The organism is Mycobacterium sp. ACS4054 (assembly GCF_001667275.1).
Taxonomy (GTDB): domain Bacteria; phylum Actinomycetota; class Actinomycetes; order Mycobacteriales; family Mycobacteriaceae; genus Mycobacterium.
The window spans coordinates 1-18,941 of sequence record NZ_LZHV01000017.1; the positions used below are offsets into that span (position 1 = coordinate 1).

Here is an 18,941-nt window from a genome sequence, read left to right on the forward strand (position 1 = left end):
CCCCCCCAAACCGGGCCCCCCCCCCCCCCCCGCGGGGGGGGGGCCCCCCCCGGGGGGGGGGGGCCCCGCCCGGGGGGGGGGGGGCGGCGGGGGCCCGGGGGGGGGCACGCCCGGGCGCTAGCTAGCGCTTACCGGTCGTCAGCGAGAACACGGCGCGGCGCAGATTGCGGCGCGGCCAGCCGGTCATCCCCTGGGCGGCCAACGCGGCGTTGGCCGCGTTGCGACCACAGGCGCCGTGCACCGAGCCCCCCGGGGTCGCCGACGCGCTGCCCAGAAACAGCCCCTCTACCGGGGTTTCGGCCCGGCCCATGCCGGGCGCCGGGCGGAATATCAGCATCTGCTGCAATTGCGCGGTGCCGCCGTTGAGCGCGCCCATGTGCAGGTTGGCGTCGCTGGCCTCCAGATCCGACGGCCGCTGCACCGTGCGGTCGATCACCGCCGACCCGAAGCCCGGGGCGTGCTCCTCGATGACCCGGTCCACCCCTTCGGCCAGCCGGTCGGCCGACGCGTCGTCGGCCACGTTGCGCGGCAAATGCGTGTAGGCCCAAACACTTTCGGTACCGGCTGGCGACCTGCTCGGGTCGGCCGTGGTGGTCTGCCCCAGCAGCATGAAGGGGTGTTCGGGCACCACCCGGGTGTTCAGGTCGGCCATCCAGCGGACCAGCCCGTCACCGTCGGCCCCCAGGTGCACGGTGCCCACCTCGCACAGGCTCTTCGCCCGCCACGGGATGGAACTCCCCAAGGCGTAGTTGACCTTCACCACGGGCGGGTCCCACATGAAGTGTTCGAGGTCGCGTAACAGCTTGGGCGGCAACGCATCGCTGGGCAGCATGTCGCAGAACAGCCGCGGGGCGGTGACGTCGGCGACGATCGCGCGCCGCGCCGCGACCGTGCGCCCCTCGGCCGTGGTGACCCCGACCGCGCGGCCGCCCTTGACCTGGATGCGGGACACGTTCTGGTTGCATTCGATTCGCGCGCCCGCCGAGCGGGCACGGCTGACCAGGGCGGCGGTCAGCTGCCCCGAGCCCCCGACGGGCACCGGCCAGCCGCAGTCCTGGGCCAGCATCGTCATCAGGAACCCCATGGCGCCGCTGATGGGTGCGTCCGGCGGGACGTCGGCGTGCATTGCGTTGCCCAGCAACAGAACTCGCGGCGCCTCGCCGGCAAACAGCTCGCTGGCCATGGTGTTGGCCGGCTGGACCAGCAGGCGCGCCACCCGCAGCGCCTCGGACGTACCGAGTTTGGCCAGCAGCCGCATCAGCGGACGCACGGGCGGGAAGGGTGCCAGCATCGCGTCCAGCAGCGGCGCCTTGATCCGCTGCCACAGCTCCACCAGGCGCCACCAGTTGTCGCCGTCGGCCGGTTCCCGCCGTGCGAATTCCGTTGCCGTGCGCGCCGGGTCGGGATAGACGATCGGCGGGTCGTCGTCGGTCGCGTTGCGCGGATGCCCGACCACCGCCGGCGCATGCGACCACCGCAGGCCGTGGTCCTGTAGCCCCAGCGCCGAAATCGCGGGCGAGGCCACGGTCATCGGGTAGTAGGAGCTGAACAGGTCGGTGATGTAGCCCGGCGTCAGCTCGGCGCTGCGAACCGCGCCGCCGGGTTCGGGCTGGGCCTCGAGCACCAACACGTCCCAGCCCGCGTCGGCGAGCATCGAGGCGGCGACCAGTCCGTGGTGTCCCGCCCCGATGACGACGGCGTCGGCGCTGTCCCGTGCGCTCATTTCACCTGGCTGGGCACCTTGCGTTCCGCCAGGGCCCCCAGCCGCCAGAGGCATTCCTTGTTGCGCGGGTAGGCCGCGGCCAACGCGAGCGAATTGGGAACCGCCCCCATCGGGCCTTCGACGGGCACCTCGATCATCTCCACGCGGCAGCCCTGTGGGGTCTCGTGCAGCAGCATCGTGATCCGCGCGGCGCCCAGCGGCCCCAGGCGGGCGCACAGCACCAGCTTGTGCGGCGGTTCGCTCTCCTCCACCACCGTCGCGTCGTCGATCACCAGCGGCCAGATGCCGATCGAGTGCCTGATCGAGGACCCGGGCTCCGGCCAGTTCGGATCGACGGCCCGCATGCGGCTATTACCCACCACCCACTGGGTGTAGGTCCACCCTTGGGCCAGCACTTCCCACACCCGCTCGCAGGGCGCGGCCACGTCCCGCGTCGCAATCAACACCACGCGCTAATCCCCCTTCTCGGTTACCGCGGCGGAATACCCACGAACCGGGCGACGAACCCCATCGGGGTTTACCGGTCCGGTGCAGCGGCTAATCTCCCACCGATCGAAAACTCGTACGAAGAAAGGCGAGATCGTGACGCTGCGACGGTTGATCCTCGCTGTGGGCGCCGTGCTGTTGCTGGCCGGTGTGATCGGGCTCTTGGCGCCGGTGTCGATTTCGGACGGCAACGGCCATTCGATCGGGTGCGGCAACGCCGTAGCCACGGACCTGTCCGCGGCCAGAAGCGCCAACAACAACAGCGTGGCGAACATCCCGATCCTCAACCAGGTCGTTCCCCACACCGACTATGTGGCGCAATGCCAGTCGTCGGTGGGCAGCCGGCGCACCTGGTCGATCCCGCTGGCGATCATCGGGCTGCTCGGGATCGGCGGCGCGCTGCTGACGGGGCGCCAGGGCGCGACGCGCGCGGGCCCCTAGGGGTCAGATCACCCGCAGCCGCGCGGCGTTACGCAGGCCGGGCGGTGCCACGCGCGAAAGACCGTACAGCGCATAGGCTTCCGGCGCGACGGGGCGAATCGGCTTCTTCTTCTGCACCGACGACAGGATCGCGTTGGCGACCTTGTCCGGGCCGTAGTGCCGCAGCGCGAACATCTTCTCCAGCTGACCGCGGCGCCCGTCGACCCGGTCGCCCTTTCCCGCCGGCGCGTCGAAGCGGGTGGTGTTGATGATGTTGGTGTCGATGACACCCGGGCAGATCGTGGTCAGGCCCACCCCGGCGGCGTCCAGTTCGGCGCGCAGGCAATCGGAGAACATGTAGGTCGCCGCCTTCGACGTGCAGTACGCGCTCAGCGACTGCAGCGGCGCGTAGGCGGCCATCGACGACACGTTGACGATGTAGCCACCGGTGCCGCGGTCCACCATTCGGCGCGCGAACGACCGGCACCCGTTCACCACGCCGCCCAGGTTGACGTCGAGCACCCGGTCGAACTGCTCGGCCGGGGTGTCCAGGAATCCGCCGGCGTGCCCGATGCCGGCGTTGTTGACGACGATGTCGGGCACGCCGTGCTCGGCGCTGACCCGCTCGGCGAACGCCTCCACGGCCTGGGCGTCGGACACGTCGAGCACGTAGGCGTGCGCGACTCCGCCGCGGGTGGCGATCTCGGCGGCCGTGGCCTTGACGGCCGCCTCGTCGATGTCGCTGATGACCAGCTCGGCGCCCTCCCGCGCGAACGCGAACGCCGTTTCGCGGCCGATCCCGCTGCCGGCGCCGGTGACCGACACCAGGGTGTCGCCGAACGACCCGCGGGGCCGCCCGACCTGCGCGCGCAACAGCGCCCGGCTGGGCGGCTGGCCGTCGGCCAGGTCGGCGAACTCGCGTACCGCGGCGGCCATCACCTGCGGGTGGGACATCGGGGAGAAGTGACCGGCCTTGATGTCGCGACGCCACAGCCGCGGCACGAAGCGCGGCGTGTGGTCGTAGCCGTACGGCCGCACGTACTTGTCTCCGGTGTTGACGATCAGCTGCACCGGCACGTCGACGACGGGAACCGGCCGTTTCCGGGCGAAGGACCGAAAGTAGTTGGCGGGGTAGGTCTTTACCGAACGGGCGGCATCGCGGGGCAGCTGCGGCGAGTGGTGGATCTTCTCGTCGGGGATGTTGTCCACCGCGTTGCGCCGAAGCGCCGGGATCGACAGCGTCAGCCGAAGAAGCAGCGGCGCGAGGACCGGGATCGAGAAGAACACCATGTAGGTGAGCCGCAGCGCCTGGCTGATCGACCGCGCGAACCTGCGGGGTCGCCACGGTTGGCGCAGTCCGCTGAAGATGTAGTCGACCAGTTGGTCCTGGCTGGGGCCCGAGACCGACGTGAACGACGCCACCCGGTCACCGGCGCCGGGGCGGGTCAGGTATTCCCAGATGCCGACCGAGCCCCAGTCGTGGGCCAGCACGTGCACGGGCCGGCCCGGGCACAGCTGGCCGGTCACCGCGGCGAAGTCGTCGGCGAAGCGCTCCATGGTGTACGCCGACACCGGCTTGGGCGCCGACGACTCACCAACGCCGCGGTTGTCGTACCGAATGATGCGGAACCGGTCGGCCAGCAGCGGCACCACGCCGTCCCACAGCACGTGCGAGTCGGGGAAGCCGTGCACCAGCACGACGGTCGGGCCGTCGGGATTGCCCTCTTCAAAGACCGCGATTCGCGCGCCGTCGGCGCTGTCTACGAAATGTTGTGTTGCCGGCATCGGACCTCCCCGCTTCAACTGCAGTGGCCACACGGTAGCAAGGCCATTCGGGCCGTCCCGGCAATCGCGCGCGGTCGCCCTGGATGTGTGGCGGCGCGGACGCAGTGACAGGATAGTTTTGAGTAGCTACTTCAGCGGCTAGCGAGATGTTCGACCCGCCCCGACCCACGAGCGATCGAGGAGTCAGAAACGATGGCCTTCTCCGTCCAGATGCCGGCACTCGGTGAGAGCGTCACCGAGGGGACGGTCACCCGCTGGCTCAAGCAGGAAGGCGACACGGTCGAACTCGACGAACCCCTGGTCGAGGTCTCCACCGACAAGGTCGACACCGAAATCCCCTCGCCGGCGGCCGGGGTGCTGACCAAGATCGTCGCCCAGGAGGACGACACCGTCGAGGTGGGCGGCGAACTGGCCGTCATCGGCGACTCCGCCGAGGGCGGCGGTTCGTCGGCGCCGCCGCAGGAGCCCAGCCAGCCCGAGCCGCAGGCCGAATCCGCGCCACCGGCCCAGCCGGAGCCCGAACCCGAACCCGAGCCCCAGGCCGCGGCGCCGGCCCAACCGGAGCCGCAGCCCGCCCAGCAGCAGGGTTCGTCCGGCGATGCGACCCCGGTGTTGATGCCCGAGCTCGGCGAGTCCGTGGCGGAGGGCACGGTGACCCGCTGGCTGAAGAAGGTCGGCGACTCGGTCCAGGTCGACGATGCGCTGGTCGAGGTGTCGACCGACAAGGTGGACACCGAGATCCCGTCGCCGGTGGCCGGCGTCCTGCTCAGCATCACCGCCGAGGAGGATGCCACCGTGCCCGTCGGCGGCGAGCTGGCGCGGATCGGCAGCGGTTCCCAGGCCGCGGCCGCCCCGACTCCCCCGCCCGCTCCGAAACCGGAACCCAAGCCCCAACCGGCACCCGAACCACCCAAGGCGGAGGCGAAGCCCGAACCGCAGCCGATCTCACAGCCCGAGCCGGCGCCGAAACCCCAACCCGCGCAAGCGCAACCGGCCGCCGAGCCCAGCGGCTCGGGCCCGGATGGCGCGCCGTACGTGACCCCGCTGGTGCGCAAGCTGGCCACCGAGAACGGCATCGATCTGGCCCAGATCACCGGCACCGGTGTCGGCGGCCGCATCCGCAAGCAGGACGTGCTCGCCGCCGCGGAGAAGAAACAACAGGCCCAAAAGGCGCCCGCCCCGGCGCAGGCACCCGCCGCCGCGCCGGCCGTGGACGGCAGGGCGGCTGCGGCCCCCGCGCCGAGCCCGGTGCCGGCGCTGGCGCACCTGCGCGGCACCACGCAGAAGGCCAGCCGGATCCGCCAGATCACCGCGAACAAGACGCGGGAATCGCTGCAGGCCACCGCCCAGCTCACCCAGACGCACGAGGTCGACATGACCCGGATCGTCGGGTTGCGGGCCCGGGCGAAGAACGCGTTCGCCGAACGCGAGGGGGTCAACCTGACCTTCCTGCCGTTCATCGCCAGGGCGGTGATCGACGCGTTGAAGATCCACCCGAACATCAACGCCAGCTACAACGAAGAGACCAAGGAAATCACCTACTACGACGCCGAACATCTCGGCTTCGCCGTCGACACCGAGCAGGGCCTGCTCTCCCCGGTCATCCACAACGCCGGCGACCTGTCGCTGGCCGGCCTGGCCCGGGCCATCGCCGACATCGCCGCCCGCGCCCGGTCGGGCGACCTCAAACCCGACGAGCTGTCGGGCGGCACCTTCACCATCACCAACATCGGCAGCCAGGGTGCGTTGTTCGACACCCCGATTCTGGTGCCGCCGCAGGCGGCCATGTTGGGCACCGGGGCCATCGTGAAGCGGCCCCGGGTGATCGTCGACGAATTCGGCAACGAGTCCATCGGTGTCCGCTCGATCTGCTACCTCCCGCTGACCTACGACCACCGGCTCATCGACGGCGCCGACGCCGGACGCTTCCTCACCACGATCAAGCACCGGCTCGAAGAGGGAGCGTTCGAGGCGGACCTGGGTCTTTAGGAGGACTGCCGAACCGTGGCCAAGCCCGTCATCGCCATCGCGGGTTCATCCGGCCTGATCGGATCCGCCTTGACCGCGGCGCTGCGCGCCGCCGACCACCGGGTGTTGCGCATCGTGCGCCGGGCACCGTCGAACTCCGACGAACTGCACTGGAACCCCGAGAGCGGCGAATTCGACGTCGACGCGGTGAGCGACGTCGACGCCGTCGTCAACCTGTGCGGTGTCAACGTCGGCCAGCGTCGATGGTCGGGCGCCTTCAAGCAGGGCCTGCGCGACAGCCGCATCGCCCCCACCGAGGTGCTGGCGCACGCCGTTGCCGACGCCGGGGTGGCGACCCTGGTCAACGCCAGCGCGGTGGGCTACTACGGGGATACCAAGGACCGCGTGGTGGACGAAAACGATCGGGCGGGAAAGGGTTTCCTGGCGCAGCTGTGCGAAGACTGGGAAGCCGCCACGCTGCCGGCGCAATACGGCGGCGCCCGGGTGGTGCTGGCCCGCACCGGCCTGGTGTTCGCCCCCGCGGGCGGCGCGTTGGGGCGGCTGCGGCCGCTGTTCAAGACGGGCCTGGGGGCCCGGCTGGGCAGTGGCCGTCAGTACATGTCCTGGATCACGCTGGAGGACGAGGTGCGGGCGCTGCTGTTCGCGATCTCCCATCCCACGCTGTCCGGCCCGGTGAACATGACCGGGCCCGCACCGGTCACCAACGCCGAATTCACCACCGCGTTCGGCCGGGCGGTCAACCGCCCGACGCCGTTTATGCTCCCCGCGTTGGCGGTGCGGGCCGCGCTCGGCGAGTTCGCCGACGAGGGCGTTCTCATCGGCCAGCGCGCCATCCCGTCCGCCCTGGAGCGGGCCGGATTCCAGTTCCACCACAACACAATTGGCGAGGCCCTGGCCTACGCCACCGCCGACCGCGACCACGACTAACGCCGCGGCCGAAGTCTTCGCCGGTGCGTGACGCGCATCGCACCCGCCGCAGGGGTAGCGTCGCGAAGGTGATCGATTCCATCCGGGCCAGCCGGGCCGCGATCGACGTCCGCCAGCTCGGAAGCGTCGAGTACCGCACCGCCTGGCAGCTGCAGCGCGAACTGGCCGACGCCAGGGTCGCCGGCGGCGGCGACACGCTGCTGCTGCTGGAGCACCCGGCGGTCTACACCGCGGGGCGGCGCACCGAGCCGCACGAACGACCGATGGACGGCACCCCGGTCGTCGACACCGACCGGGGCGGCAAGATTACCTGGCACGGCCCCGGCCAACTGGTCGGCTATCCGATCATCGGCCTGCGCGAACCGCTGGACGTGCTGAATTACGTTCGCCGCCTCGAGGAGGCCCTGATCAAGGTGTGCGGCGAACTCGGCCTGGACACCTGCCGGGTGGACGGGCGGTCCGGGGGGGGGGTGCCGGGCGGCGACCGGCCCGACCGCAAGGTGGGCGCCATCGGCGTGCGGATCTCGCGCGCGACCACCCTGCACGGGTTCGCGCTCAACTGCGACTGCGACCTCGGCGCGTTCGGCACGATCGTCCCGTGCGGCATCAGCGACGCCGGGGTGACGTCGTTGTCGGCCGAGCTGCGGCGCCCGGTGACGGTCGACGACGTCCGAGCGGCCGTCGCCGACGCCGTCTGCGACGCCCTCGACGGCGCCCTGCCAGTGCGGGAACACCTGCCGACCCCCCGCGTAGCATCGAGGGCGTGACTGTCGCACCCGAAGGCCGCAAGCTGCTGCGCCTCGAGGTCCGCAACGCGCAAACCCCGATCGAGCGCAAGCCGCCGTGGATCAAGGTCCGCGCCCGGATGGGACCCGAATACACCCAGTTGAAGGGCCTGGTCCGCCGCGAGGGGCTGCACACGGTCTGCGAAGAGGCCGGCTGCCCCAACATCTTCGAGTGCTGGGAGGACCGGGAGGCCACCTTCCTGATCGGCGGTGACCAGTGCACGCGGCGCTGCGACTTCTGCCAGATCGACACCGGCAAGCCCGCCGCCCTGGACCGCGACGAGCCGAGACGCGTCGCCGACAGCGTGCGGACGATGGGACTGCGCTACGCCACCATCACCGGGGTGGCCCGCGATGACCTGCCCGACGGCGGGGCCTGGCTGTACGCCGAGACGGTGCGGGCGATCAAAGAGCTCAACCCGTCGACCGGCGTCGAGCTTTTGATACCCGACTTCAACGGCGAACCCGCGCGGCTTGCCGAGGTTTTCGGATCCCGCCCGGAAGTGTTGGCGCACAACGTCGAAACCGTGCCCCGCATCTTCAAGCGGATCCGGCCGGCCTTCAGCTACCAGCGCAGCCTGGACGTCATCACCGCGGCGCGCGACTTCGGGCTGGTCACCAAGAGCAACCTCATCCTCGGGCTCGGCGAAACCCCCGACGAGGTGCGCACCGCGCTGGCCGACCTGCGGGCCGCCGGCTGCGACATCGTCACCATCACCCAGTACCTGCGTCCCTCGACGCGCCATCACCCGGTCGAGCGCTGGGTGCGGCCCGAGGAGTTCGTCGAATTCTCCCGGCACGCCGAGGGGCTGGGCTTCTCCGGGGTGCTGGCCGGGCCGCTGGTGCGGTCGTCCTACCGGGCGGGCCGGCTCTACGAGCAAGCCGCGCGCACCCGCGCCTGACGGAAGTCGGCCCGATTTGCCGGTACGTATTCTTTGACTATGGCTAAACCCCGCACCGCCGCTGAGAACAAGGCCGCCCGGGCGCAGGCGCAGGCCGCGCGCAAGGCCGCGGCAAAGGAGCGCCGCGCCCAGTTGTGGCAGGCGTTCAACCTTCAGCGCCGCGAGGACAAGCGGCTGTTGCCTTACATGATCGGCGTCTTCGTGCTGATCGTGGCCGCCTCGGTGGCCGTCGGCGTGTGGGCCGGCGGGCTGACCACGTTTACCTTGATCCCGCTGGGCGTGCTGCTGGGCGCGCTGGCGGCCTTCATCGTGTTCGGTCGCCGCGCGCAGAAGAGCGTCTACAGCAAGGCCGAGGGACAAACCGGCGCGGCGGCTTGGGCGTTGGACAACCTGCGCGGCAAGTGGCGGGTGACGCCGGGCGTGGCCGCGACCGGCCACCTCGACGCGGTGCACCGGGTCATCGGCCGGCCGGGCGTCATCTTGGTCGGGGAAGGGTCGTCGGCCCGGGTTCGGCCGCTGCTGGCCCAGGAGAAGAAGCGCACCGCGCGGTTGATCGGCGAGGTGCCGATCTACGACCTCGTCGTCGGCAACGGCGACGACGAGGTGCCGCTGTCCAAGCTGGAGCGCCACCTCAACCGCCTGCCGGCCAACATCACCGCCAAGCAGATGGACACGCTGGAGTCCAGGCTCGCCGCGCTGGGTACGCGGGCGGGCGCCGCCGTCCTGCCGAAGGGGCCGCTTCCCAACGCCGGCAAGATGCGCGGCGTGCAACGGACGGTGCGCCGCAAGTAGCTAACGCCGGACGACCGCGGTCGCGGTCAGCCGATCCTGCATGCCGCGACCGTCCCAGTCGGTGAACAACGCCGGAACCACGGTCCCGACCAACACGCCGCGCACCACCGCCCGGCCGATGCCGACCGCGCCCCGGTCGTCGACCGTCACGACCTGCAGGCCCAGCACCAACTGCCCGGGCGTGAAGCCGAACAGCCGCACCGAGATCACGCCGAGCACGAACCAGATGGCCAGCACCGCCGTCGACAACGCGTGTTCGGAGAAGACGCCGAAGCGCAGCGCCAGCGCGGCCAGGCCGTAGGAGATCAGCCAGTCGATCATCAGGGCACCCAGCCGGCGTCCCATCGGGGCCAGCGACCCCGGCCCGCTTTGCGGCAATCCCAACCGCTCGCCGGGGTATGCGGCCCGCGGCTCCGGCGTCATCGGCCGGGACCGGCGTTCGGCTGCAGGACCTGAGGGGTCCGGGTCGCCAAGCCGACGCTGCGCGCCGGAGCCGAACCAGATACGATCTTGCGATCCATGGCCCCACAATAGAACCCGCCGCCGACACCGCCTCTTTCGCAGATGACATCGGTCGCGTAACCTGCGCGCAACACGGGGTTGACTGGCGGGCAACATCCTCTCCATAGCGTCAGGCCGCGGATCTCACCAAGTAAAGGAGCATTCTGTGACGGAAACGACGCCCGACGACGTCTTCAAACTCGTCAAGGACGAGAACGTCGAGTTTGTCGACGTCCGGTTCTGTGACTTGCCAGGCATCATGCAGCATTTCACGATTCCGGTTTCGTTCTTCGACGAGAGCGTCTTCGAGGACGGCCTGGCCTTCGACGGTTCCTCGATTCGAGGCTTCCAGTCCATCCACGAATCCGACATGCTGCTCCTGCCCGACCCCGCGACGGCGCAGATCGACCTGTTCACCGAGCACAAGACGCTGAACCTGAACTTCTTCGTGCACGACCCGTTCACCCTCGAGCCCTACTCGCGCGACCCGCGCAACATCGCCCGCAAGGCGGAGAACTACCTGATCAGCACCGGGGTCGCCGACACCGCCTACTTCGGCGCCGAGGCGGAGTTCTACATCTTCGACTCGGTGAGCTTCGACTCGCGCACCAACGGCTCCTTCTACGAGGTCGACGCGATCTCGGGCTGGTGGAACACCGGCGAGCCGACCGAGAACGACGGCACTCCCAACCGCGGCTACAAGGTCCGCCCCAAGGGTGGGTACTTCCCGGTCGCTCCCGTCGACCACTACGTCGACCTGCGCGCCGACATGCTGTCTAACCTCATCAAGGCCGGCTTCAGCCTGGAGAAGGGTCACCACGAGGTGGGCTCCGGTGGTCAGGCCGAGATCAACTACAAGTTCAACACGCTGCTGCACGCCGCCGACGACATGCAGCTGTACAAGTACATCGTCAAGAACACGGCGTGGCAGGCGGGCAAGACCGTCACGTTCATGCCCAAGCCGCTGTTCGGCGACAACGGATCCGGCATGCACACGCACCAGTCGCTGTGGAAGGACGGCAGCCCGTTGATGTACGACGAGACCGGCTACGCCGGCCTGTCGGACACGGCCCGCCACTACATCGGCGGCCTGCTGCACCACGCCCCGTCGCTGCTGGCCTTCACCAACCCGACCGTCAACTCCTACAAGCGACTGGTCCCGGGTTACGAGGCGCCGATCAACCTGGTCTACAGCCAGCGCAACCGCTCGGCCTGTGTCCGCATCCCGATCACCGGCAGCAACCCGAAGGCCAAGCGGCTCGAGTTCCGTTGCCCCGACTCGTCGGGCAACCCGTACCTGGCGTTCTCGGCGATGCTGATGGCCGGGCTGGACGGCATCAAGAACAAGATCGAGCCGCAGGCCCCGGTCGACAAGGACCTCTACGAGTTGCCGCCGGAGGAGGCCGCCAACATCCCGCAGGCGCCCACCCAGCTGTCCGCGGTGATCGACCGGCTGGAAGAGGATCACGAATACCTCACCGAGGGTGGGGTTTTCACGCCCGACCTGATCGAGACGTGGATCAGCTTCAAGCGTGAGAACGAGATCCTGCCCGTGCAGATCCGGCCCCACCCGTACGAGTTCGCGCTCTACTACGACGTCTAAACCCGTCAACCGAAACCACCCGCGTGGCAACCGCCGCCCGGGTGGTTTCGTTTTGCCGGGCCTACAGTGGGTCCGGTGAACCGCAACCCTGAGGACGACGCGCCCGACCACACCGCCGACGAGCCCGAGGACAAGGACGCCGTCGTGCCGGAAGCTGGTGAGGGGCCGATCCCGCCGGTGGCCGGCGACCCCCGCCCGCCCATCGGGAACTGACCGGACGCGGTTTCGGCTCGCCGGGCCGGAGATTCGGCGATAGTCGCCACAACGGGTCCGCGGGGTGGGAATATCGCATCTCGGGGATGCCGCGTGTGGAGGTTGCCATGGCGCAGACCGGTCCAGTCCCGTCGACAGCGCGCAAGGCGGTAGTCGCAGCGCTTGCCGCCGCCGCGGCCTTCTGGTTGGCCTCGTGCGCCTCGGACACCAAGGCGCCGCCGACAAGCTCTCCGTCGGTGACTTCGACGACGCGCACCAAGGCCCCGTCCACGTCGAGCATTTCCGTCTATACGCCGCCCACGGTGACCACCGGCACGCCGCCCACGACGAGCGTGACAACGCCCGAGCCGTCCACAACAACCAGCCGGCCGCCGGTGACCACCGGCACTTCGCCGACCCCCGGCACGCCGCCTCGGGCGCCATCGTCGTGAGCGAGGAAGAGGTTTCGCCCGCGATGCCGAAGTGGATCGGCGTCGTGGGATTGTTCATCGCGCCGACCACCATCATCACCTCGCTGTGCTATTTCTACGGCTACGTCGCCACCCGAACGTACTTCTCGTATTTCGGAATCGACACGGACGCAATCGGATTCACCACCACCGACTATGTGGTCAAAAGCCTTCCCGCGCTGTACGTTCCGCTGGTGGTGGGCTTGCTCGCGTGGGTGGCCATGCTCTGGGCCGCCGATTACCTGCGTCGCCTGGTGCAATCCGGTCACCGGCCCCGGTTGCTGCGCAGGGTCGCCTGGGTCGCTATCGCCCTCGGCGTGGTGGGCGTGGCAAGGGCGATCGTCGGACTCACCAAACCCGATTGGGCACCGATCCGGGTTGACGCCGTGACGCCCGTGGCGCTCGGCCTGGGCGCCGCCCTCCTTATGGTCGGGCTGTGGCTGCTCGGGGGGACCCGCGCCAGCGATGCGCCGCGACCGTTCGCGGCCGCCGAACGGGGCAGCCTGGTGGTGGCGGCCGGCGCGATCGTGGTGGCGTTGTTTTGGGTCGCCGACATCTTCGCCACCTTCCGCGGTCACGACCTCGCGATCAACACCAATGCGGGTTTGTGGTCGCGGGAGAACGTCGTCGTGCTGGATGTGGACGCCAAGCAGGACGTGCCGCTGCTGCTCGGCAATCAGATCAAGGTGAGCTGGGCTCCGCAGGGCGCTGACCCGTCGGCGAAGTCGGCGTTTCTGCGCTACGAGTGTTTCCGCTCGCTGGCGGTCCACAATGACCGCTGGGTATTGGTGCCGGCCCGATGGGCTCCGGCCGCGGGATTCGCCGTCATCGTCAATGCCGATGCCTCTCACGTCATTTCGCTGAAGCGGATTGAGCACATCGCCGACAGCGCCGCGGCCAAAAACACCGACGCGGACTGGGAGTGCCCGGAGGTCGGCATCGACGCCCAGGGCAAGTAGTTGCTCTGGCAAATCACGTAGCCGAAAATTCAGATTAAAACTCTTGCGGCGGCATCGGATCCGGCGTTAGCTTCTCGGCCATGACTATCAGCACCGCACAGACAATGACCCTGGGCCGCGTTGGCGGCGGAGCCGGTGGAGGCCGCTTCTTCGGTGGCGGAGCGGGCGGAGGCTTCGTGGGCGGCGGCGCCGGCGGAGGCTTTGTCGGCGGCGGGGCCGGCGGAGGCTTCGTGGGCGGCGGGGCCGGCGGGGGCCGCTAACCCTTCACCCGATCGGACCGGGCGGCTCGTCGGGATCGGCCGTCCCCACCAGGTCGAGTTGCATCCACGCGACGTCGTGCCACCGGCCGTGCTTCCACGCGACGCGGCGATAAAGGCCGGCGTCGCGGAATCCGAACGACCGGTGGAACCCGTTGCTGGCCTCGTTCGGCTGGGTGATGCCGGCGAGCGCTCGCCGGTATCCGCGCTCGGCGAGCCGGCGCAGTAGTTCCGTGTAGAGCTGGCGGCCGCAGCCCGTGCGGTGACGGTCGGGGTCGACGTAGATGCCCGTCTCGACCGACCACTGAAAGCTGGGCAGACGCCAGAGCGCATGGCCGTAGGCGAAACCGACGACGCGACCCTCCCGTTCGAGCACCAGCCATTCGTGGGCGTCGGCGATGCGGCCGGCCATCTCCCCAACGCTGGGGACTTCGAGCTCCCAGCTGATCGTCGTGTCGGTGACATAGGGCCGATAGATCGCAAGGCACTCCTCGGCATCCGATGCGGACGCCGGGCGAACCCGACCGATTGGCATGCCCGTCATCCTCTCGCGAGACATAAACTACGGCGAACTTCGACGGCGTGTCGTCGCCAAGGATTAAGTGTCGCGGCAAACAAGCCCGAGCTAACCGTCGAGCGCCAAGTCCTTGCGGAAGCGCTGCATGCCGTCGATCTTGTCCTCCAGCGACGCATCCGGTCCGGTGTAGAACATCCACGGCATGGTGATGATGCCGGTGATGCCCGCGTCGGCGGCGCGCTGGTAGTCGGCGGTGGTGAAGGCGTCGGTCAGCGGCGTCAACACGGTGAAATCGTGGAAAGACAAACCGTTTTCGGCGCGCAACTCCCGCAGCTTGCCCACGGCCTCGATGGCGCGCTCGGTCTTGATCAGGTCGCCGATCCAGCCGTCGTTGCGGGCGGCGCGGCGCAGCGCGATGTCGCTGAGCCCGCCGACATACACCGGTATCGGCGGCGGCGTCGGCTCCATCTCCAGCCGCGGCGCACGGTAGAACTCGCCCTCGAACTCCGCCCAGCCCGGCCGCCACAGCGCCCGCATCAGGTCGATGATTTCGTCGGTCCGTTTCCCGCGGGCCTCGAACCGCTCCCCCATCAACGCGAATTCCTCCCGGCACCAGCCGACGCCGATGCCGAGCTCCACCCGGCCCGACGCCAGAACCGCCGCGGTGCCAATGGCTTTCGCGGCCGAATAGGGGTTGCGCATCGCGGGAATGTAGACGGTCGTGACGAACCGCAGGCGGGTGGTGACCTGAGCCAGCGCGCCGACCAGCACCCACGGATCGGGCCAGTCGGTGAACGGCTGCCAGCGGCGCTCCCCGTCCTTGGTGTACGGGTACGGGGTGTCCAGGGTCTCCAGGTTGACGACGTGGTCGGGGATTCCGATGCCGTCGTAGCCGAGTTCGTCGGCGGCCTTGGCGAGCTCGATGATCTCCCGGGTGTTCAGAAACGCGCTGCTGATGTAGAACTTCATTCGGCTTCCCGCGCCCACGCCGGCTCGATGAAGACGCCTTCGGCCTCGACGGTGACCCCGTTCGCGTCTGAAATCGTGCCGCGCGCAAACACTTTGACGCCTTCCTTGCCGTCCACCCACGCCTCGGACCGCAGCGGACCCAACGGGGTGCCGCGCAGGTACTTGACGGTGATGGTGCCGGTGAAGCGCGCCTTGGACAGCCCCTCGCTGGCCGCCTCGCCGAGCATGTGGTCGAGCACCAGGGCGCTGACGCCGCCGTGCACCAGTTTCGGCGGCCCCTCGTACGCCGAGCCGAGGACGAACTCGCTCCAGCAACGGCCGCCGCCGTCGTGGTGGACGACGATCGGCGGCGCTATCGGGTTGCACACGCCGATCGCGGCGTTGCCCAACGGCAGCGGTCGGCCGTTGACGCGGTAGCTCACGCCCACCGGCCGCGTCCGTTGCCGCAACGACCGGGTGACGGCCTCGATCGCGGCGCGCGCCTGGGCGACGACCTCGTCGTCGACCTCGGTCCGGATGGTCGCGTCGACGAGCTCGCGCACGGCGTCGGCCAACGGGGCATACAGGGCGGTCACGCGCTCAGCCTCCGCCGCGTCGAGCACCTCGAATACGGCGTCCAACGCGCCGGTCTCCTGAGTCAACTCCCAAACACCTTTCGTACCACGGCTTTTGCCCGCCGAGTGACCCGCAGATAGTTGTCCAAGAACTCCCCGCCGTCATCGGTCGGCCAGCCCGCGGCCACCGCGACCGCGTTGAGCTGGCGGCCCGGCCCGGGCAACTGGTCGGTCGGCTTGCCGCGGACCAGCACCAGCGCGTTGCGCGCCCGGGTGGCCGTCAGCCACGCCTGCCGGAGCAGGTCGACCTCGTCGGCGGGCACCAGGTCGGCCGCGGCGATCGCGTCCAGGCATTGCAGCGTGGAGGTGTTGTGCAGGGCGGGAATTCGGTGCGCGTGCCGCAGCTGCATCAGCTGCACGGTCCATTCGACGTCCGCCAGCCCGCCGCGGCCCAGCTTGGTGTGCGTGTTCGGGTCGGCGCCGCGCGGCAGCCGCTCGGCGTCCACGCGGGCCTTGATGCGGCGGATCTCCCGCACCGCCTCGGCGGACACCCCGTCGGCCGGGTAACGCGTCCGGTCGGCCATCAACAGGAACCGCTGCCCCAGGTCCGCGTCGCCGGCGACCGCGTGCGCGCGCAGCAGCGCCTGAATCTCCCACGGCTGCGCCCACTGCTCGTAGTAGGCGGCGTAGGAACCCAGCGTGCGCACCAGCGGACCCTGCCGGCCTTCCGGCCGCAGGTTGGCGTCGACCTCCAGCGGCGGGTCGACGCTGGGCGTGCCCAGCAGCGTGCGCACCTGTTCGGCGACCGTCGTCGACCACCGGATCGCCGCCGAGTCCTCGGCCCCGTGGGCGGGCTCGCACACGAACATCACGTCCGCGTCGGACCCGTAGCCCAGTTCGGCGCCGCCCAGCCTGCCCATGCCGATCACCGCGATGGCGGCCGGCGCCTTGCCGTCCTTGGGCAGGTTGGCGCGAATCATCGCGTCCAGCGCGGCCTGCAGCACGGCCACCCACACCGAGGTGAGCGCCCGGCACACGTCGGTGACCTCGAGGAAGCCCAGCAGGTCGGCCGAGCCGATGCGGGCCAGTTCGCGGCGGCGCAGCGTGCGGGCGGCCGCGATCGCGCGCGGCGCGTCCGGGTGGCGCGCCGCCGAGGCGATCAGCGCGCGGGCCACCGCGGCGGGATCCGTCTCGAGCAGTTTCGGTCCGGCGGCACCGTCGCTGTAGTCCTGAATCACCCTGGGCGCGCGCATCAACAGGTCCGGCACGAAGGCCGAGGTGCCCAGCACGTGCATCAGCCGCCGGGCCACCGCCGGCTTGTCACGCAGCGTGGCCAGATACCAGTTCTCCGCGGCCAGCGCCTCGGACAGGCGGCGGTAGGCCAACAGCCCGCCGTCGGGATCGGGGGCGTACGACATCCAATGCAGCAGCCTGGGCAACAGCACCGACTGCACGCGACCGCGCCGGCCGCTCTGATTGACCAGCGCCGACATGTGTTTCAACGCGCTCTGCGGGCCCTCGTAGCCGAGCGCGGCCAGCTGACGTTCGGCGGCCTCCGAGGTCATCCCATGCCCGATCTCCAGGCCGGCCGGGCCGATCGATTCCAGCAGCGGCTGGTAGAAGAGCTTGGCGTGCAGCTGCGACACCCGCAGGTTCTGGTGCCGCAGTTCCTCGCGCAGCACACCTGCCGCGTCGTGCAGCCCGTCGGGCCGGATGTGCGCGGCGCGCGCCAGCCAGCGCACCGCCTCCTCGTCCTCGGCTTCGGGCAGCAGGTGGGTGCGCTTGAGCCGCTGCAGCTGCAGCCGGTGCTCGAGCAGCCGGAGGAACTCGTAGGAGGCGGTCAGGTTCGCCGCGTCCTCGCGGCCGATGTAGCCGCCCTGCCCCAACGCGTGCAACGCGTCCACCGTGGACGCCACGTGCAGCGACTCGTCGCTGCGGCCGTGCACCAGCTGCAGCAGCTGCACCGCGAATTCCACGTCGCGCAGCCCGCCGCTGCCCAGTTTGATCTCGCGGCCGCGCACGTCGGCGGGCACCAGCTGCTCGACCCGGCGGCGCATGGCCTGAACCTCGCCAACGAAATCCTCCCGCTCGCAGGCCACCCACACCATCGGCATCAACGCGGACAGGTAGCGCTCGGCGAGCTCCCGATCGCCCACGGCGGCGCGGGCTTTCAGCAACGCCTGAAACTCCCACGTTTTCGCCCAGCGCTGGTAGTAGGCGATGTGCGACTCGACGGTGCGGACCAACTCACCGCTGCGGCCCTCCGGCCGCAGCCCGGCGTCGACCTGGAAGAAGGCCTCCGACGCGACCCGCATCATTTCGCTGGCCACCCGGGTGGTGAGCGGGTCGGCGCGCTCGCCGACGAAGATGACGTCGACGTCGCTGACGTAGTTCAGTTCGCGGGCACCGCATTTGCCCATCGCGATGACCGCCAGCCGCGGTGGCGTCCGGTCGCCGCACGCGCTCAGCTCGGCCACCCGCAGCGCGGCGGCCAGCGCGGCGTCCGCCAGGTCCGACAGCTGGGCGCCCACCACCGTGAACGGCAGCACCGGTTCGTCTTCCACCGTGGCGGCAAGATCGAGCGCGGCCAGCAGCAGCAGCTGATCGCGGTACAGGGTCTGCAGGCGCGGCACCACCGAACCCGGCGCGTCCGACGCCTGGTCGACGCACTCGGTGAACGCCGCGCACAGCTCGTCGTGGCTGGGCAGTTTGGCCTTGCCGCGCAACAGTTTCCACGACTGCGGGTGCACGGCCAGGTGGTCGCCCAGCGCCAGCGACGACCCGAGCACGGCGAACAGCCGCCCGCGCAGGGGGCGTTCGGTGAGCAGCGCCGCGTTGAGCTCGTCCCAGTCGGCCTCGGGGTTCTCCGCCAGCCGCATCAGGGCGCGCAGCGCGGCGTCGGGGTCGGGGGCGCGCGACAGCGACCACAGCAGGTCCACGTGGGCCTGGTCGTCGTGGTCGTACCAACCGAGCTGCCTCAGGCGGTCGCTCGCCGGGGGATCGACCAAGCCGAGCCGGCCCACGCTGGGCAGCCGGGGGCGCTGCGTCGCGGGTTTGGTCACGCTCACGACGGTATCGCAACCTGCCTGGCGCGCAGGGGAAAGGCGGGC

The 18,941-nt window shown here is 70.1% G+C and carries 17 protein-coding genes; 9 read left to right on the plus strand and 8 right to left on the minus strand.

Annotation, left to right across the window (positions count from 1 at the left end):
- Positions 1–121: 121 nt before the first annotated feature.
- Both A5730_RS03165 and A5730_RS03170 read right to left on the minus strand, forming a co-directional pair.
- Entirely contained in the window at positions 122–1,723 is a 1,602-nt protein-coding gene (locus A5730_RS03165; protein ID WP_067895542.1) for an NAD(P)/FAD-dependent oxidoreductase, read from the minus strand.
- Entirely contained in the window at positions 1,720–2,169 is a 450-nt protein-coding gene (locus tag A5730_RS03170) for an SRPBCC domain-containing protein (protein WP_067895948.1), read from the minus strand. Before A5730_RS03170 ends, A5730_RS03165 begins: the two co-directional genes overlap by 4 nt.
- A 136-nt stretch (positions 2,170–2,305) precedes the next feature.
- Here A5730_RS03170 and A5730_RS03175 point away from each other — a divergent pair, with 136 nt between their 5' ends.
- Entirely contained in the window at positions 2,306–2,650 is a 345-nt protein-coding gene (locus tag A5730_RS03175; protein WP_067895545.1) for an aminopeptidase, read from the plus strand.
- Between the two features lie 3 nt (positions 2,651–2,653).
- On the opposite strand, the gene A5730_RS03180 is transcribed toward A5730_RS03175, so the two are convergent.
- Entirely contained in the window at positions 2,654–4,414 is a 1,761-nt protein-coding gene (locus A5730_RS03180; protein ID WP_067895548.1) for an SDR family oxidoreductase, read from the minus strand.
- 192 nt (positions 4,415–4,606) lie between these two features.
- Between A5730_RS03180 and sucB the strand changes: the two genes are divergently transcribed.
- The 5 genes from sucB to A5730_RS03205 all read left to right on the plus strand — a co-directional run bounded on the left by sucB (position 4,607) and on the right by A5730_RS03205 (position 9,809).
- On the plus strand, positions 4,607–6,403 hold the full coding sequence (gene sucB / locus A5730_RS03185) for a 2-oxoglutarate dehydrogenase, E2 component, dihydrolipoamide succinyltransferase (RefSeq protein WP_067895551.1): 1,797 nt from the start codon (positions 4,607–4,609) through the stop codon (positions 6,401–6,403).
- A 15-nt stretch (positions 6,404–6,418) separates the two neighbouring features.
- Positions 6,419–7,330, plus strand: a complete 912-nt coding sequence (locus A5730_RS03190) for a TIGR01777 family oxidoreductase (RefSeq protein ID WP_067895554.1) — start codon at positions 6,419–6,421, stop codon at positions 7,328–7,330.
- A 68-nt stretch (positions 7,331–7,398) separates the two neighbouring features.
- Entirely contained in the window at positions 7,399–8,097 is a 699-nt protein-coding gene (lipB, locus tag A5730_RS03195) for a lipoyl(octanoyl) transferase LipB (protein WP_067895557.1), read from the plus strand.
- Positions 8,094–9,017, plus strand: a complete 924-nt coding sequence (gene lipA, locus A5730_RS03200) for a lipoyl synthase (protein WP_067895560.1) — start codon at positions 8,094–8,096, stop codon at positions 9,015–9,017. The genes lipB and lipA overlap by 4 nt, the downstream gene beginning before the upstream one ends.
- A gap of 39 nt (positions 9,018–9,056) precedes the next feature.
- The gene (locus A5730_RS03205) at positions 9,057–9,809 is read left to right on the plus strand and encodes a DUF4191 domain-containing protein (RefSeq protein ID WP_067895564.1); all 753 of its coding nucleotides are present in this window, start codon (positions 9,057–9,059) and stop codon (positions 9,807–9,809) included.
- On the opposite strand, the gene A5730_RS03210 is transcribed toward A5730_RS03205, so the two are convergent.
- A complete protein-coding gene (locus tag A5730_RS03210) occupies positions 9,810–10,232 on the minus strand; it encodes an RDD family protein (protein ID WP_067895566.1) in 423 nt (140 codons plus the stop codon). It abuts the gene before it with no gap.
- A 244-nt stretch (positions 10,233–10,476) separates the two neighbouring features.
- Here A5730_RS03210 and glnA point away from each other — a divergent pair, with 244 nt between their 5' ends.
- The 3 genes from glnA to A5730_RS03220 all read left to right on the plus strand — a co-directional run bounded on the left by glnA (position 10,477) and on the right by A5730_RS03220 (position 13,534).
- Positions 10,477–11,913, plus strand: coding sequence for a type I glutamate--ammonia ligase (gene glnA / locus A5730_RS03215; RefSeq protein ID WP_067895570.1), 1,437 nt, complete (start codon positions 10,477–10,479; stop codon positions 11,911–11,913).
- A gap of 75 nt (positions 11,914–11,988) precedes the next feature.
- Positions 11,989–12,126 (plus strand): hypothetical protein, encoded by a 138-nt coding sequence (locus A5730_RS24585; RefSeq protein ID WP_156745666.1) that lies wholly within the window; start codon positions 11,989–11,991, stop codon positions 12,124–12,126.
- A 193-nt stretch (positions 12,127–12,319) separates the two neighbouring features.
- The gene (locus A5730_RS03220) at positions 12,320–13,534 is read left to right on the plus strand and encodes a hypothetical protein (protein WP_067895573.1); all 1,215 of its coding nucleotides are present in this window, start codon (positions 12,320–12,322) and stop codon (positions 13,532–13,534) included.
- A 264-nt stretch (positions 13,535–13,798) separates the two neighbouring features.
- On the opposite strand, the gene A5730_RS03225 is transcribed toward A5730_RS03220, so the two are convergent.
- From A5730_RS03225 to A5730_RS03240, 4 genes are all read right to left on the minus strand, one after another.
- The gene (locus A5730_RS03225; protein WP_156745667.1) at positions 13,799–14,326 is read right to left on the minus strand and encodes a GNAT family N-acetyltransferase; all 528 of its coding nucleotides are present in this window, start codon (positions 14,324–14,326) and stop codon (positions 13,799–13,801) included.
- Between the two features lie 90 nt (positions 14,327–14,416).
- Positions 14,417–15,277 (minus strand): TIGR03619 family F420-dependent LLM class oxidoreductase, encoded by an 861-nt coding sequence (locus A5730_RS03230; protein WP_055404005.1) that lies wholly within the window; start codon positions 15,275–15,277, stop codon positions 14,417–14,419.
- Complete coding sequence (locus A5730_RS03235) at positions 15,274–15,918, minus strand: PaaI family thioesterase (RefSeq protein ID WP_067895579.1); 645 nt, start codon at positions 15,916–15,918, stop codon at positions 15,274–15,276. The genes A5730_RS03230 and A5730_RS03235 overlap by 4 nt, the downstream gene beginning before the upstream one ends.
- A complete protein-coding gene (locus tag A5730_RS03240) occupies positions 15,915–18,899 on the minus strand; it encodes a bifunctional [glutamine synthetase] adenylyltransferase/[glutamine synthetase]-adenylyl-L-tyrosine phosphorylase (RefSeq protein ID WP_067895582.1) in 2,985 nt (994 codons plus the stop codon). Before A5730_RS03240 ends, A5730_RS03235 begins: the two co-directional genes overlap by 4 nt.
- Between the last annotated feature and the right edge of the window lie 42 nt (positions 18,900–18,941).